Source organism: Mycobacterium sp. RTGN6 (genome assembly GCF_033804605.1).
In the GTDB taxonomy this organism is placed as follows: domain Bacteria; phylum Actinomycetota; class Actinomycetes; order Mycobacteriales; family Mycobacteriaceae; genus Mycobacterium.
In genome coordinates this window covers 1-904 of sequence record NZ_JAPZKZ010000028.1, presented here as the reverse complement: position 1 = coordinate 904, position 904 = coordinate 1, and the positions used below count along the sequence as shown (strand labels likewise).

Annotated in this window: 1 protein-coding gene; it reads right to left on the bottom strand. The window is 63.7% G+C overall.

The window, feature by feature from the left end; all coding sequences use genetic code 11:
* The coding region (locus SLQ33_RS33515) for a VOC family protein (RefSeq protein ID WP_413467785.1) at window positions 1-879 on the bottom strand (879 nt) is incomplete at its 3' end.
* Window positions 880-904 lie beyond the last annotated feature (25 nt).

Below are 904 nucleotides of genomic sequence, written 5' to 3'. Positions count from 1 at the left end.
TTCGGCATCGACGGGCTCGGAACATCCCGGCGGTAGGGCATTGACCGGTCGGTGACCCCACATGCTGGAGGCGTCCATGTAGGTGACCACCCACTCGTCGTCGTCATCGACGGTGACCGCGTTCCAGCCATACTCGATCTCGAACCCGGCAGGCGTGCGCAGATAGAAGCTCATCATCCGGTCGTTGGTGTGCCGGCCCAGTGAATAGGCGACGACCTCTCGATCGGCGCACAGATCGTGAGCGAAGCCCACGTCGTCGACCTCGCCCACCTGAAGCATCAAGTGATGCATGCCCCGCATCCCCGGGGTTTCGATGATGGCCAGACTGTGGTGGCGCGGGTTGACGTGGAAGAAGATCAACCGATGCCCAAACATGTCGACTTCGTCGCTGACTCGGAAGCCCAGCACGTCACGGTAGAAGTCGAGTGACTCCACCAGATCCGGCACGTTCACCACGATGTGCCCCAGGCCCTGAGCCCCGGTGACGAAACCCGACATCGCCCGGCCCGGCCGAAACGATCCAGGCACCACGAGTTGGCCGTAGAACAACTCGTGAGTGAACCCCGCGGGATCGGTGAAACTCACCAACTCCCGCACCCTGGCCGCCCGGCACTGCTCGGCGGTGCCCCGTTGCACCACCACCCCGGCCCGCTGCAGCTGCGCAGTAGCCGCCGCGAGCTCCTGCGCATTGGGCAGCTCCCAGCCCGCACACTGCAGCCGATTGTGCGGGCCCTGGCTGACCACGATCCGACCGGGCCGATCGTCGTTGGTCAACATCACCGTGTCCGGGCGCTGCAGCGGGTCCTCCGACAACGCCAAACCCAATACCTCTGGACCAAAACTGGTCCACTCGTTGGCATCTGGTGACTCCACCCGCAAATAACCAAGCGAAGTGATCTTCAAG